The sequence below is a fragment of the Streptomyces sp. NPDC001339 genome (genome assembly GCF_042895955.1).
Taxonomy (GTDB): domain Bacteria; phylum Actinomycetota; class Actinomycetes; order Streptomycetales; family Streptomycetaceae; genus Streptomyces.
In genome coordinates this window covers 383,528-397,000 of sequence record NZ_JBIAWT010000007.1, presented here as the reverse complement: position 1 = coordinate 397,000, position 13,473 = coordinate 383,528, and the positions used below count along the sequence as shown (strand labels likewise).

The window sequence follows — 13,473 nt, the reverse complement described above, 5'->3', positions numbered from 1 at the left end:
GTCGGGACCCATGGCTCTGGCAACGCGGACACGGACGGACCGACGGCCGTCCGTGGCACGGACGATGTGGGACAGCTCCGTCGGCAAGAAGACAGTGATGGCGGTCAGCGGCCTGATCATGCTGCTGTACCTGGTCGCCCACATGATCGGGAACCTGAAGATCTACTTCGGGGCGGACGAGTTCAACCGGTACGGGCACTGGCTGCGCACGGTCGGCGAGCCGTTCATGCACTACACGTGGACGCTGTGGCTGATCCGCGTCGTCCTGGTCGTCGCCGTGGTCGCACACGCCGTCTCCGCGTACCAGCTCAGCCGCCGCGACATCAGGGCGCGCCCGAGCAAGTACGTGCACAAGAAGCGGCGCGCGAGCTACGCCACCCGCACCATGCGCTGGGGCGGGATCATCCTCGGCCTGTTCATCGTCTGGCACGTCCTCGACCTGACGACCGGCACCGTGCACTCCGGCGGCTTCCAGGAGGGCCACCCGTACCAGAACGTCGTGGACACCTTCTCCACCTGGTACGGCAACGTCATCTACATCGTCGCGATGCTCGCCGTCGGCCTGCACGTCCGGCACGGCTTCTGGAGCGCCGCACAGACCCTCGGCGTGGGCAGCCGCACCCGCGACCGCGCCCTCAAGACCCTTGCCAACGCCCTCGCGCTGCTGCTCACGGCGGGTTTCCTCGCCGTACCCGTGGGCGTCATGACCGGAGTGGTGAGCTGACATGACCGCTGAATTCGTCACCTACACGACCGGTGAGCCGCTCGTCGACACCAAGGCCCCGTCCGGCCCCGTCCACGAGCGCTGGGACACCCGCCGCTTCCAGGCGAAGCTGGTGAACCCCGCCAACCGCCGCAAGCACACGGTCATCGTCGTGGGCACCGGCCTCGCGGGCGGTTCGGCCGGCGCCACCCTGGCCGAACAGGGCTACCACGTCGTCCAGTTCTGCTACCAGGACTCGCCGCGCCGGGCCCACTCGATCGCGGCCCAGGGCGGTATCAACGCCGCGAAGAACTACCGCAACGACGGCGACTCCGTCCACCGGCTCTTCTACGACACCGTCAAGGGCGGCGACTTCCGGGCGCGGGAGTCCAATGTCCACCGGCTCGCGCAGATCTCGGTCGAGATCATCGACCAGTGCGTGGCCCAGGGTGTCCCGTTCGCCCGCGAGTACGGCGGCCTGCTCGACACCCGCTCCTTCGGCGGCGTCCAGGTCTCCCGTACGTTCTACGCCCGCGGCCAGACGGGCCAGCAGCTGCTGCTGGGCGCCTACCAGGCGCTCAGCAGGCAGATCGCCGCGGGGAACGTGGAGATGCATCCGCGTACGGAGATGCTCGACCTGATCGTCGTCGACGGGCGGGCGCGCGGGATCGTCGCCCGCGATCTGATCACCGGGAAGATCGACACGTACTTCGCGGACGCCGTGGTGCTCGCCAGCGGCGGCTACGGCAATGTCTTCTACCTGTCGACGAACGCCATGAACTCCAACGCCACCGCCGTCTGGCGGGCGCACCGGCGCGGCGCGTACTTCGCCAACCCCTGCTTCACGCAGATCCATCCGACCTGCATCCCGCGCACCGGCGACCACCAGTCCAAGCTGACGCTGATGAGCGAATCGCTGCGCAACGACGGCCGGATCTGGGTGCCGAAGGCGAAGGGAGACACCCGCCCGGCGAACAAGATCCCCGAGGAGGAGCGCGACTACTACCTGGAGCGCATCTACCCCTCCTTCGGCAATCTGGTGCCGCGCGACATCGCCTCCCGCGCCGCGAAGAACGTCTGCGACGAGGGCAGAGGAGTGGGCCCGGGCGGACAGGGCGTGTACCTGGACTTCGCGGACGCGATCCAGCGCATGGGCCGCAAAGCCGTCGAGGCGAAGTACGGCAACCTCTTCGACATGTACGCACGGATCACCGCCGAGGACCCCTATGAGGTCCCGATGCGGATCTACCCCGCCGTGCACTACACGATGGGCGGCCTGTGGGTCGACTACGACCTCCAGACCACCGTCCCCGGCCTGTTCGCCGTCGGCGAGGCCAACTTCTCCGACCACGGCGCGAACCGGCTCGGCGCCTCCGCTCTCATGCAGGGCCTGGCCGACGGCTACTTCGTGCTCCCCGCCACCATCAACGACTACCTCGCCCGCAACCCGCACAAGGACGAGGTGAGCGCCGGGCACCCCGCCGTGCGGCAGGTGGTGGCCGAGACCGAGGACCGCCTGAACCTGCTCCTGTCCGTCGGCGGCGACCGCACCCCGGACTCCTTCCACCGTGAACTCGGCGAGCTGATGTGGGAGTTCTGCGGGATGGCGCGTACGGACGAAGGCCTGCGGAAGGCCCTGGACCGGATCCCGCAGATCCGCGAGGAGTTCTGGCGGCGGATCAAGGTGCCCGGGACCGGCGAGGAGTTCAACCAGTCCCTGGAGAAGGCGAACCGCGTCGTCGACTATCTGGAGCTCGCCGAGCTGATGTGCCTCGACGCGCTGCACCGCGCGGAGTCCTGCGGCGGTCACTTCCGCGAGGAGTCGCAGACGCCGGACGGCGAGGCCGAGCGCCGCGACGAGGAGTTCTCGTACGCGGCGGCCTGGGAGTTCACCGACACGGGCGCCGCCCCCGTGCTGCACAAGGAAGACCTCGTCTTCGAGTACGTCCACCCCACGCAACGGAGCTACGCCTGATGAAGCTCACCCTGCGCGTCTGGCGGCAGCGCAACGCCGACGCCGAAGGCGCCATGTCCACCTACGAGGTCGACGGCATCTCGTCCGACATGTCCTTCCTGGAGATGCTGGACACCCTCAACGAGGAGCTGATCCTCAAAGGCGAGGACCCGGTCGCCTTCGACCACGACTGCCGCGAGGGCATCTGCGGCGCGTGTTCGCTCGTGATCAACGGCGATGCGCACGGCCCGGAGCGGACCACCACCTGCCAGCTCCACATGCGGTCGTTCTCCGACGGCGACACGATCGACATCGAGCCGTGGCGGGCGTCGGCCTTCCCGGTGATCAAGGACCTGGTGGTGGACCGGACGGCCTTCGACCGGATCATCCAGGCCGGCGGCTACATCACCGCGCCGACGGGTGCCGCTCCCGAAGCCCACGCCACGCCCGTTCCGAAGCCGGACGCCGACTTCGCCTTCGAGCACGCCGAGTGCATAGGCTGCGGCGCGTGCGTGGCCGCCTGCCCGAACGGCGCGGCGATGCTCTTCACCTCCGCCAAGGTCAACCATCTCAACGTCCTGCCGCAGGGCGCTCCCGAGCGCGAGACCCGCGTCCTGGACATGGTGGCGCAGATGGACGAGGAGGGCTTCGGCGGCTGCACCCTCGCCGGCGAATGCGCCACCGCCTGTCCCAAGGGCATCCCGCTGTTCAGCATCACGAAGATGAACCGGGAGTTCGTCCGGGCGGTCCGCAAGGCCCGCTGAGGCCGCGAGGCCGCCAAGGGCCGCCGAGGCCCGTTGAAGCGGCGCGGTCCGGGCCCTGGGGCACAACTCCCGCCTGCCCAACGGCCCGGACCGGTCGGCGCACCGGATGTCCGGTCAGCGCACCGGGTGTCCGGTCACCGCACCGGGTGTCCGGCCTCCCGCAGGGCGGACTTGACCTGGGAGATCCGCAGGTCACCGAAGTGGAAGACGGAGGCGGCCAGCACGGCGTCGGCGCCGGCGGCGACGGCCGGGGGGAAGTCGGCCAGTTTGCCGGCGCCGCCGGAGGCGATCACCGGGATGGTGACGTGCTTGCGGACCGCCTCGATCATCGCGAGGTCGTAGCCGTCCTTGGTGCCGTCCGCGTCCATGGAGTTCAGCAGGATCTCGCCGGCGCCCAGTTCGGCGGCGCGGTGGGCCCATTCGACGGCGTCGATACCGGTTCCGCGGCGGCCGCCGTGCGTGGTGACCTCGTACCCGGACGGGGTGCCGGCGTCGGTACGGCGGGCGTCGACCGAGAGGACCAGGACCTGGCTGCCGAAGCGCTCGGCGATCTCGCGGATCACGTCGGGGCGGGCGATGGCGGCGGTGTTGACGCCCACCTTGTCGGCGCCGGCCCGCAGCAGCTTGTCGACGTCCTCGGCGGTGCGGACGCCGCCGCCGACGGTGAGCGGGATGAAGACCTGTTCGGCGGTGCGGCGGACGACGTCGTAGGTCGTCTCGCGGTTGCCGGAGGAGGCGGTGATGTCGAGGAAGGTGAGTTCGTCGGCGCCTTCGTCGCCGTAGATCCTCGCCATTTCGACGGGGTCGCCGGCGTCGCGGAGGTTCTGGAAGTTGACGCCCTTGACGACCCGGCCGTTGTCGACGTCCAGGCAGGGGATGACTCGTACGGCCAGTGTCATGACTCGGGTGCCTCTCTGTACGCCTCCACTTCCACCTCGACGACCAGGCGAGGGTCCACGAAGCCGGAGACGATGATCATGGATGCGGCGGGGCGGACGGCGTCGAACAGCTCCTTGTGAGCCCGCCCGACCTCGTCCACGTCGCGGGCGTGGGTGAGGTACATACGGGTGCGGACGACGTCGTCCCGGCCGAGGCCCAGCTCCTCCAGCGCCGACAGCGCGGCATGGAAGGAGTTGACGGCCTGTTCGTACGGGTCGCCGGCGACGATCTGCCCGTCGACGACGGAGTTGCAGCCGGAGACCAGCACCAGGCCGTTGGGCAGTTCCACCGCCCGGGAGTGGCCGAACGCCTCCTCCCAGGGGCCGTCGGACGGGACGCGCCGTACGCCGCTCATGACGCCACGGCCTCCAGCGCCTCCTCCAGGGTGAACGCCTTGGCGTAGAGCGCCTTGCCGACGATGGAGCCCTCGACGCCCAGCGGGACCAGCTCGGCGATGGCGCGCAGGTCGGCCAGCGAGGAGACACCGCCGGAGGCGACCACCGGGCGGTCGGTGGCGGCACAGACGTTCCGCAGCAGGTCGAGGTTGGGGCCCTGGAGCGTGCCGTCCTTGTTGATGTCGGTGACGACGTAGCGGGCGCAGCCCTCGGAGTCCAGACGGGCCAGGGTCTCGTAGAGGTCGCCGCCGTCGCGGGTCCAGCCGCGGCCGCGCAGCGTGGTGCCGCGGACGTCCAGGCCGACCGCGATCCGGTCGCCGTACTCGGCGATGATCTTGGCGACCCACTCGGGGTTCTCCAGCGCCGCGGTGCCGATGTTGACCCGGGTGCAGCCGGTGGCCAGGGCGGCGGCCAGCGAATCGTCGTCGCGGATCCCGCCGGACAGCTCGACCTTGATGTCCATGGAGCGGGCGACCTCGGCGATCTGCGCGCGGTTGTCGCCGGTGCCGAAGGCCGCGTCGAGGTCGACCAGATGCAGCCACTCGGCGCCGGACCGCTGCCAGGCGAGGGCCGCCTGCAGCGGGTCGCCGTAGGAGGTCTCGGAGCCGGACTCGCCGTGGACGAGGCGGACGGCCTGGCCGTCGCGGACGTCGACGGCGGGGAGGAGTTCGAGCTTCGGCATCAGGGTGCTCACAGGGTGTTGATCCAGTTGGTCAGGAGCTGCGCGCCGGCGTCGCCGGACTTCTCGGGGTGGAACTGAGTGGCCCACAGCGGGCCGTTCTCGACCGCGGCCACGAACCGCTCGCCGTGGGTGGCCCAGCTGACCTTCGGCGCGGCGATATGCGGGTTGCCGGTCTCCAGCTCCCAGTCGTGCACCGCGTAGGAGTGCACGAAGTAGTAGCGGGCGTCGGCGGGCAGGCCGGCGAAGAGGTACGAGCCGTGGGCGGCGTCGACGGTGTTCCAGCCCATGTGCGGGACGACGTCGGCCTTGAGCGGGCCGACCGTGCCGGGCCACTCGTCCAGGCCCTCGGTCTCCACGCCGTGCTCGATGCCGCGGCCGAAGAGGATCTGCATACCGACGCAGATGCCCATGACCGGGCGGCCGCCGGCCAGCCGCCGGCCGACGAGCCAGTCGCCGCGCGCCCGCTTCAGTCCCCGCATACAGGCGGCGAACGCGCCGACACCGGGAACCAGCAGCCCGTCGGCGTTCATCGCCCGCTCGTAGTCACCGGTGATCTCCACGTCCGCGCCGACGCGGGCCAGGGCGCGCTCGGCGGAACGGACGTTGCCGAAGCCGTAGTCGAAGACCACGACCTTCTTGGTCGGCTTGGTCGGCTTGGCCGTCTGCGCGGTCAATTCCATACCTCCAGCCGCAGCACGCCGGCGACCAGGCACATCGCCGAGCCGATGGACAGCAGCACGATCAGGCTCTTGGGCATCTCCTGCTTCTTGAAGGAGTAGACACCGCCGAGGAGGAAGAGGCCGAGCACGATGAAGAGGGTCGACATACCGGTCATGGGGTTACAGCGCTCCCTTGGTCGACGGGATGATGCCCGCCGCACGCGGGTCCCGCTCGCTGGCGTAGCGCAGCGCCCGGGCCAGCGCCTTGAACTGGCACTCCACGATGTGGTGGGCGTTGCGCCCGTACGGGACGTGGATGTGCAGCGCGATCTGGGCCTGGGCGACGAACGACTCGAAGATGTGCCGGGTCATGGTCGTGTCGTAGGTGCCGATCATCGGCGCCATGTTCTCCGGCTCGGTGTGCACCAGGTAGGGGCGGCCGGAGAGGTCGACGGTCACCTGGGCGAGAGACTCGTCCAGGGGGACGGTGCAGTTGCCGAAGCGGTAGATGCCGGACTTGTCGCCCAGGGCCTGCTTGAAGGCGGCACCCAGCGCGAGGGCGGTGTCCTCGATGGTGTGGTGGGTGTCGATGTGCAGATCGCCGTCGGTCTTGACCTTGAGGTCGAACAGGCCGTGCCGGCCGAGCTGGTCGAGCATGTGGTCGTAGAAGCCGACGCCGGTCGACACCTCGACCTCGCCCCGGCCGTCGAGGTCGATCTCGACGAGCACGGACGTTTCCTTCGTCGTGCGCTCCACGCGTCCTACGCGGGTCATCGCTCGTTCTCCTTCAAGCTGCGTTCTTTGAACAGCGTGCGAACCGCGTCCAGGAACGCGTCGTTCTCGGCCGGGGTGCCGGCGGTGACCCGCAGCCAGCCCGGTACACCGTTGTCACGGACCAGGACACCCTGGTCGAGGATCGCCTGCCAGGCGGCGTGCGCGTCGTCGAAGCGGCCGAACTGTACGAAGTTGGCGTCAGAGGCGGTGACCTCGCAGCCGATCGCCCGCAGCTCGGTGACCAGCCGGTCCCGCTCCGCCTTGAGCTGCTCGACGTACTTCAGCAGGGTGTCCGTGTGCTCCAGGGCGGCCAGCGCGGTGGCCTGGGTGACGGACGACAGGTGGTACGGCAGCCGGACCAGCTGGACGGCGTCGACCACGGCCGGGTCGGCGGCCAGATAGCCCAGCCGCAGCCCGGCGGCGCCGAACGCCTTGGACATCGTCCGGGAGATCACCAGGTTCGGCCGGCCCTCGATCAGCGGCAGCAGCGAGGAGTGGTGGCTGAACTCGCCATAGGCCTCGTCGACCACCACCAGTGCCCCGGCGGTGCCGGCCTTCGCCGCCTGCGCGGCCTCGTACAGCGCGAGCACCGTGTCCGCCTCGACGGCGGTACCGGTGGGGTTGTTGGGCGAGCAGACGAAGACCACGTCGGGCCGCAGCTCGGCGACGGCTGCCCGGGCCGCCTCGACGTCGATGGTGAAGTCGTCGCGGCGCGGGCCGGAGATCCAGCCGGTTCCGGTGCCGCGCGAGATCAGCCCGTGCATCGAGTACGACGGTTCGAAGCCGATGGCGGTACGGCCCGGGCCGCCGAAGGTCTGCAGCAGCTGCTGGATGATCTCGTTGGAGCCGTTGGCCGCCCAGATCTGGTCCTTGGTGACCTCATGACCGCCGGTGCGGGTGAGGTAGCGGGCCAGCTCGGTGCGGAGCTCCACCGCGTCCCGGTCGGGGTAGCGGTTGAGGTGCCGGGCGGCCTCGGTCACCCGCTCGCCGATCCGCCGGACCAGCGGCTCGGGCAGCGGGTAGGGGTTCTCGTTGGTGTTCAGGCGTACGGGCACGTCCAGCTGCGGGGCGCCGTACGGGGACTTGCCGCGCAGCTCGTCCCTGATGGGGAGATCGTCGATACCGGTCACTTGGTGCTACCGGGAACCTTCCAGTCGAACCTTGCCTTGATCGCCGCGCCGTGCGCCGGGAGGTCCTCGGCCTCGGCGAGGGTCACCACGTGGTGGGCGACCTCGGCCAGTGCGTCGCGGGTGTAGTCCACGACGTGGATGCCGCGCAGGAAGGACTGCACGGACAGCCCGGAGGAGTGGCAGGCGCAGCCGCCGGTGGGCAGGACGTGGTTGGAGCCGGCGCAGTAGTCGCCGAGGGAGACCGGGGCATACGGGCCGACGAAGACCGCGCCGGCGTTGCGGACCCGGGCGGCCACGGCGGCGGCGTCGGCGGTCTGGATCTCCAGGTGCTCGGCGCCGTACGCGTCCACGACGCGGAGGCCCTCGTCGATGCCGTCGACCAGGACGATGGCCGACTGGCGGCCGGAGAGCGCCTGGACGATCCGGTCCTCGACATGCCGGGTCGCGGCGATCTGCGGGGCGAGTTCCTGTTCGGTCTTCTCGGCCAGCTCGACGGAGTCGGTGACCAGGACCGCGGCGGCCATCGGGTCGTGCTCGGCCTGGCTGATCAGGTCGGCGGCGACATGCGCCGGGTCGGCGGTGTCGTCGGCGAGGATCGCGATCTCGGTGGGCCCGGCCTCGGAGTCGATACCGATCCGGCCCTTGAGCAGGCGCTTGGCGGCGGCGACATAGATGTTGCCGGGGCCGGTGACGAGGTTGGCGGGCAGGCACTCGTCCGTGCCGTACGCGAACATCGCGATGGCCTGGGCGCCACCGGCGGCGTAGACCTCGTCCACGCCGAGGAGGGCGCAGGTCGCAAGGATGGTGGGGTGCGGAAGACCGTCGAAGTCGGCTTGCGGCGGGGAGGTCACGGCCAGCGAGGCGACGCCGGCCTCCTGCGCGGGGACGACGTTCATGACCACCGACGAGGGGTAGACCGAGCGGCCGCCGGGGACGTACAGCCCCACCCGTTCGACGGGGACCCAGCGCTCGGTGACCGTGCCGCCGGGGACGACCCGGGTGGTGACGTCGGTGCGGCGCTGCTCGCGGTGGACGATCCGGGCGCGCCGGACGGACTCCTCCAGGGCGGCGCGGACGGCCGGATCCAGCTCCTCCAGGGCGGTCTTGAGCGCCTCCGTAGGGACCCGGACCCGCTCGATCCCGACACCGTCGAACCGCCGCGCGTACTCGATCAGCGCCGCGGTGCCGCGATGGCGTACGTCCTCGCAGATGGGCCGCACCTTCTCCAGGGCGGCTTCCACGTCGAACTCGGCACGGGGCAGCAGGTCACGCAGGGCGCCGCCCTCGGGGAGGGCGTCACCGCGCAGATCGATTCGGGAGATCACGCCCCCAGTGTCTCAGACCCGCTCCCGGGCCCGATCGCCCGTATCGGTGGGTGATACACAGCGGCTGCACGGCGATGCACGGCCCAGGGGGCGCCGTACCGCGGCCCGGCGAAGTTGACCGGAGTTGGCCCTGACTATCCGTGTTCAAGTGGTCACGGTATGGGCAAGGGCCTGGTAGCGGCGCACGGGGGAGACCTGTGGGACGTATGCGGCACCGCGCGTCGGCCACGCGCGGCATACGTCCGACCGGATCGCGGCACGCACAGCGGCAGTCCGTACGGCAGACCGAGGGCAGTAAGGGGGAAACAGTGACCGAGCTCAGGGACGGCGACGCGCCCGCCGACCTGCGACTGACGTCGGCGGAGTGGAGCATGTGGCAGGCCTTCCGCAACGGCAGTACCTGCGATCTCCAGAACGGCGACCCCGAGCAGGACGATCCGCACGGGCAGCATCTGTGGGGCCCCGAGCGCCGGGTGCGGGCCCGGGTCGTGGCGCTGCTGCTGCTCGGCGGGCCGCCCGCGCAGCCGGGCCGGGTCGCCGCGCTCAAGCTCACCGGGGCGTACATCACGGACACTCTCGACGTCGCGGGCGGCACGATCAAGCCATTCGTCGAGCTGCGGGACTGCCGCTTCGAGGCCGAGGTGGTGCTGCCCGAGAGCCGGTTCACCACGCTGCGGATGGTGAACTGCGCGATACCCCGGCTGGAGGCGGCCCGGCTCCAGACCGAGGGCGACCTCCACCTGCCGCGCTGTGTGGTGCTCTCCGGCATCCGGCTGACCGACGCGCACATCGGCACGGACCTGATGCTCAACCAGACGGTGGTGCACAAGGACCGGCAGGGCCGTTCGATCAGCGCCGACGGGCTGACCGTCACCCAGGACCTCCAGGCGGAGATGCTCCAGTCCTACGGCGAGCTGTCACTGCGCGGCGCCACCGTCGGGGTGTCGCTGAGCCTGCGCGGCAGCCGGCTGAGCAACCCCTTCGGCCGCCGTGCGCTCAACGCCCCCCAGCTGACCGTGGAACGCACCTTCTACCTGACGGCCGCCGGCCTCGCCAACTCCCCCTTCTCCAGCGGCGCCACTCCCCCGTACGGCATCATCCCGCCCGCACCCCCCGGCGGCATCCCGCACACCCCCGTGGGCGGCAGCCGTATGCAGCGCTTCGAGTGCGAGGGCGGGATACGGCTGGACGACGGCCGGTTCGGTGACGCCGTGGACTTCGAGCACGCCCGCTTCACCATGGAGTCCGACCAGGAACTCTCGCTGCGCCGGATCCAGACGCCCGAACTGCGGTTCCTCGGCGAACGGCCGCAGCGCGGACGCGTCGTCCTCGCCGGCGCCCGGGTCGTCAACCTCGTCGACCGGGCGGCGAGCTGGCCGGGGCTCGGCCGGCTGCGGATGGCCGGCTTCGCCTACGAGACCCTGATTCCCCGCGGGCCCTTCCCGCTCGCCCAGCGATTGGAGTGGGTGGCGGCGGCGACGGCCGAGTACGCGCCCGAGCCGTACGAGATGCTCGCCACCTCGCTGCGGCGCAGCGGTGAGGACTCGGACGCCCGCGAGGTGCTGCTGGCCAAACAGCGCCGCCGCCGCGAGACACTGCCGCTGGCCGCGAAGGCCTGGGGCTTCCTCCAGGACTGGACGGTGGCGTACGGCTACCGCCCCGGGCGGGCCGCTGTCTGGATGGCCGTCCTGTGGGCGATCGGCGCGGTCTACTTCTCGGCGTCCCCGCCGGCGCCCCTCAAACCGGACGAGGCCCCGCCGTGGAACCCCTTCCTCTACGCCCTCGACCTGCTGCTCCCGGTGATCGATCTCCATCAGGGCGCCGCCTGGGAGCCGGCCGGCGCCGCCCAGTGGGTGGCGGCGGTGTTCATCCTCGCCGGGTGGGTGCTGGCGACGACGGTGGCGGCCGGCGCGTCCCGCCTGCTGCGGCGGCAGTGATCGCCGCGTCCGCCGGCCCCTCCCGCCGTGGGAAACGGGCCGGGGGCAGCGGTTAGGCTCTTGCGTCGTGACCTCTCTGCCGCTCTTCCCCCTCAACACCGTGCTGTTCCCGGGGCTCCTGCTCCCGCTGAACGTCTTCGAGGCGCGGTACCGGGCGATGATGCGCGATCTGAGTGCGGCGCCCGAGGAGCAGCGGCGCTTCGCGGTGGTGGCGATCCGGGACGGCCGGGAGGTCGCCCCCACCGCCCAGGGCATGCCGGACACCACCGCGGTGACCGCCCAGGGGCCGGCGGCGGGATTCGGTGACGACCCGGTGCAGGCGTTCCACACCGTGGGCTGCATCGCGGACGCGGCCACCATCCGGGAGAAGCCGTCGGACGCCGGCTACGAGGTCCTGGCCACCGGCACCACCCGCTTCCGGCTGCGGTCGGTGGACGCCTCCGGTTCGTATCTGACGGCCGAGGTGGACGAGCTGGCGGAGGACCGGGGCGAGGGCGCGGGTGCGCTCTCCTCGGGCGTGGTCCGGGCGTTCCGTACGTATCAGAAGCGGCTGGCCTGGGCGAACGAGCGGACCCTGGCGAGCGGGCAGGACCTGCCGGCCGATCCGTCGGTGCTGTCGTACCTGGTCGCCGCGGCGGCGGTGCTGGACGTCCCGGCCAAGCAGCAGCTGCTGGAGGCGCCCGACACCGCGGACCGCCTGCGGCAGGAGCTGAAACTCCTTCGCCAGGAGTCGGCGCTGCTCGGTAAGCTCCCGTCGCTGCCGGCCGTGGAGCTGACCCGGCAGCCGACCAGTCCCAACTGACGCGCGGCGCGAAGCTGGCGCGGGGCGCGAAGCTGACGCGGGGCACGAAGGCGCGCAGGCACAAGGCGCGGGAAGAGCGGGAAGAGCGCGAAGAGCGGGAGGGGCCGAGGGTGGCGAAGAAGTCCAGGAAGTCCGTCGGCACTCCGGCGACGGTCGCGCTCACCGAGGCGGGGGTCTCTTTCACGACGCACGCGTACGCGCACGATCCGGCCGCGGCCTCGTACGGCGAGGAGGCCGCCGAGGCGCTCGGGGTGTCGCCGGACCAGGTGTTCAAGACACTGCTGGCGGATGTCGACGGCACGCTGACGGTGGCGGTGGTGCCGGTGTCGGGGTCGCTGGACCTCAAGGCGCTGGCGGCCGCGGTGGGCGGCAAGCGGGCCGCGATGGCCGATCCGGCGGTGGCCGAGCGCACCACGGGATACGTGGTGGGCGGGATCTCGCCACTGGGGCAGCGCAAGCGGCTGCGGACGGTCGTGGACGCCTCGGCCGAGGGCCGGCCGACGGTGTGTGTCTCGGCGGGGCGGCGCGGGCTGGAGGTCGAGCTGTCGCCGGCGGATCTGGCGGCGCTGACGGGGGCGCGGTTCGCGCCGATCGCACGGGGCTGAGGCGGCCACGCCGAGACGGCCAGGGGGGCGACGGCCTGGAGGGCGGCCAGGGGGCGGCCTGGAGAGGCTGCCGCCCCCGAGGGGCCGCGTCAGTGGTCGGCGGGGGGACCGGCAGGGGGAGCCGGCGGACCGGCCGGGGGAGCCGCCGGGTGCTCCTGGTCGGCGGGCCACAGCCAGGGCGCCGGCTCCGGCTCCGGGTCGCGCGGGCCGAAGAGCCCGGTCAGCAGCAGCTGGGTGAGCATCGAGGCGATCGGCCAGAACAGCAGCGCGCCCATGGCCTGGAGGCGGAGCGGGCCGTCGAAGGTGACGCCGGGGCCGGCCTCCTTGGCGTGCGCGGCCAGGTCCGAGGTGGGGCCCACCGACATGCCGGTCTGCCAGGCCACCACCGCGCCCAGCAGTCCGCCCAGGGCGAGCGCCACGACCACCGGGATCCCGGCGCGGCGGCGAAAGAGGAAGACCGCGGCCGCGCTGAGCACACCGAAGCCCAGGGACAGCAGGATGAAGGTGACGTCGGCGCCGATCGCCTCCTCGCTCTCGGCGTACTTGAGGTAGACGTTGCGGCTGTCCGAGATCAGCGGGACATGCGGGGCGAGCCAGTTCCAGAGAAAGCCGAGGAGTACGCCGCTCACCGCGACCACGATCGCGATCAGCGCGGCCTCGCGCAGCTCGCGGGCGTCGGGCACGGCGGAGGCATCGTGGCCGTCGGAGGCGGCCCCGGAGTGCTGCGGCTCTTCGGGCGGTTGCTTGTCGGGGGGCGTCAGCGGTGCGGTCACCCCGTCATCGTGCCAGGTGGGGCTGGTGGGA

The 13,473-nt window shown here is 71.4% G+C and carries 15 protein-coding genes; 6 read left to right on the top strand and 9 right to left on the bottom strand.

Going from position 1 to position 13,473, the window contains the following annotated elements; all coding sequences use genetic code 11:
• Window positions 1-52 precede the first annotated feature (52 nt).
• Genes ACFY12_RS22655 through ACFY12_RS22645 form a run of 3 tightly spaced genes read left to right on the top strand, consistent with a single transcriptional unit; the run spans window position 53 to window position 3,421 of the window.
• A complete protein-coding gene (locus ACFY12_RS22655; protein WP_390717865.1) occupies window positions 53-724 on the top strand; it encodes a succinate dehydrogenase in 672 nt (223 codons plus the stop codon).
• Window position 725: 1 nt separating this feature from the next.
• On the top strand, window positions 726-2,678 hold the full coding sequence (locus ACFY12_RS22650; protein WP_390717655.1) for a fumarate reductase/succinate dehydrogenase flavoprotein subunit: 1,953 nt from the start codon (window positions 726-728) through the stop codon (window positions 2,676-2,678).
• On the top strand, window positions 2,678-3,421 hold the full coding sequence (locus ACFY12_RS22645; protein ID WP_390717654.1) for a succinate dehydrogenase/fumarate reductase iron-sulfur subunit: 744 nt from the start codon (window positions 2,678-2,680) through the stop codon (window positions 3,419-3,421). Before ACFY12_RS22650 ends, ACFY12_RS22645 begins: the two co-directional genes overlap by 1 nt.
• Before the next feature lie 134 nt (window positions 3,422-3,555).
• Here the strand turns inward: ACFY12_RS22645 and hisF are convergent, their stop codons facing one another.
• Genes hisF through hisD form a run of 8 tightly spaced genes read right to left on the bottom strand, consistent with a single transcriptional unit; the run spans window position 3,556 to window position 9,325 of the window.
• Window positions 3,556-4,320, bottom strand: a complete 765-nt coding sequence (gene hisF, locus ACFY12_RS22640; RefSeq protein ID WP_390717653.1) for an imidazole glycerol phosphate synthase subunit HisF — start codon at window positions 4,318-4,320, stop codon at window positions 3,556-3,558.
• Window positions 4,317-4,715: a RidA family protein gene (locus tag ACFY12_RS22635; RefSeq protein ID WP_390717652.1), complete on the bottom strand. Its 399-nt coding sequence runs from the start codon at window positions 4,713-4,715 to the stop codon at window positions 4,317-4,319. Before ACFY12_RS22635 ends, hisF begins: the two co-directional genes overlap by 4 nt.
• Complete coding sequence (gene priA / locus ACFY12_RS22630) at window positions 4,712-5,437, bottom strand: bifunctional 1-(5-phosphoribosyl)-5-((5-phosphoribosylamino)methylideneamino)imidazole-4-carboxamide isomerase/phosphoribosylanthranilate isomerase PriA (protein ID WP_390717864.1); 726 nt, start codon at window positions 5,435-5,437, stop codon at window positions 4,712-4,714. The genes ACFY12_RS22635 and priA overlap by 4 nt, the downstream gene beginning before the upstream one ends.
• Window positions 5,438-5,445: 8 nt before the next feature.
• A complete protein-coding gene (gene hisH, locus ACFY12_RS22625; protein WP_390717651.1) occupies window positions 5,446-6,117 on the bottom strand; it encodes an imidazole glycerol phosphate synthase subunit HisH in 672 nt (223 codons plus the stop codon).
• A complete protein-coding gene (locus ACFY12_RS22620) occupies window positions 6,108-6,272 on the bottom strand; it encodes a hypothetical protein (protein WP_390717650.1) in 165 nt (54 codons plus the stop codon). Before ACFY12_RS22620 ends, hisH begins: the two co-directional genes overlap by 10 nt.
• Window positions 6,273-6,276: 4 nt before the next feature.
• The gene (hisB, locus tag ACFY12_RS22615; protein WP_066932313.1) at window positions 6,277-6,870 is read right to left on the bottom strand and encodes an imidazoleglycerol-phosphate dehydratase HisB; all 594 of its coding nucleotides are present in this window, start codon (window positions 6,868-6,870) and stop codon (window positions 6,277-6,279) included.
• Entirely contained in the window at window positions 6,867-8,000 is a 1,134-nt protein-coding gene (locus tag ACFY12_RS22610) for a histidinol-phosphate transaminase (RefSeq protein WP_390717649.1), read from the bottom strand. Before ACFY12_RS22610 ends, hisB begins: the two co-directional genes overlap by 4 nt.
• Window positions 7,997-9,325 carry a histidinol dehydrogenase gene (gene hisD / locus ACFY12_RS22605; protein ID WP_390717648.1) on the bottom strand — a complete coding sequence of 443 codons (1,329 nt, stop codon included), beginning with the start codon at window positions 9,323-9,325 and terminating at the stop codon, window positions 7,997-7,999. The genes ACFY12_RS22610 and hisD overlap by 4 nt, the downstream gene beginning before the upstream one ends.
• A gap of 308 nt (window positions 9,326-9,633) precedes the next feature.
• On the opposite strand from hisD, the gene ACFY12_RS22600 reads away from it, so the two are divergent.
• The 3 genes from ACFY12_RS22600 (at window position 9,634) to ybaK (ending at window position 12,669) form a co-directional block, all read left to right on the top strand.
• Window positions 9,634-11,262 carry an oxidoreductase gene (locus tag ACFY12_RS22600; protein ID WP_390717647.1) on the top strand — a complete coding sequence of 543 codons (1,629 nt, stop codon included), beginning with the start codon at window positions 9,634-9,636 and terminating at the stop codon, window positions 11,260-11,262.
• A 67-nt stretch (window positions 11,263-11,329) separates the two neighbouring features.
• Complete coding sequence (locus ACFY12_RS22595) at window positions 11,330-12,064, top strand: LON peptidase substrate-binding domain-containing protein (RefSeq protein ID WP_390717646.1); 735 nt, start codon at window positions 11,330-11,332, stop codon at window positions 12,062-12,064.
• Window positions 12,065-12,174: 110 nt separating this feature from the next.
• Complete coding sequence (ybaK, locus tag ACFY12_RS22590) at window positions 12,175-12,669, top strand: Cys-tRNA(Pro) deacylase (RefSeq protein WP_390717645.1); 495 nt, start codon at window positions 12,175-12,177, stop codon at window positions 12,667-12,669.
• An 89-nt stretch (window positions 12,670-12,758) separates the two neighbouring features.
• Here ybaK and ACFY12_RS22585 read toward each other — a convergent pair whose 3' ends face one another.
• Window positions 12,759-13,442, bottom strand: a complete 684-nt coding sequence (locus tag ACFY12_RS22585; protein ID WP_390717644.1) for an ABC transporter permease — start codon at window positions 13,440-13,442, stop codon at window positions 12,759-12,761.
• Between the last annotated feature and the right edge of the window lie 31 nt (window positions 13,443-13,473).